The organism is Streptomyces sp. P17 (assembly GCF_032436805.1).
Classification (GTDB): domain Bacteria; phylum Actinomycetota; class Actinomycetes; order Streptomycetales; family Streptomycetaceae; genus Streptomyces.
On the sequence record NZ_JAVRBF010000450.1, the window covers coordinates 1 to 358 of the forward strand.

A 358-nucleotide genomic window follows, 5' to 3' on the forward strand; every position below is an offset into this window, starting at 1 on the left:
GAAGCCAAGTTCCAGTCCACCTATGCCAAGGATGTTCCGCTGGCAGACGTGAACCTGAATATGGTTTCCAGCACCTTTGCTGAGTATGCCGTGGGCTATCAGTGGAACATCGGTGAAGTTGGCAAGGCTGCCTTCTCTAACTTCCCGCTGAGTTCCCGTCGCGCTGAGGCTGCCCGCTTCGCTGCTGAGGTGTTCGTGTGGGAAACCGCGCTGATCGGCTCCAACCTGAAGGGCTGGACTGGCCTAATTAACAACGCCAATGTGACTCCGGTTGCGGCTGCTGCTAACGGTACTGCCTCGCCGAATACCGCGTGGGTGCTGAATGACGGCACCGGCAATAAGACGCCGGAAGAGATCG

General features: G+C 57.8%; 1 protein-coding gene. It reads left to right on the forward strand.

Features of this window, described 5'->3' with window-relative positions:
- Positions 1-358: major capsid family protein (locus RMT89_RS41675; protein ID WP_315888963.1), on the forward strand; the 358-nt coding region annotated here is incomplete at both ends.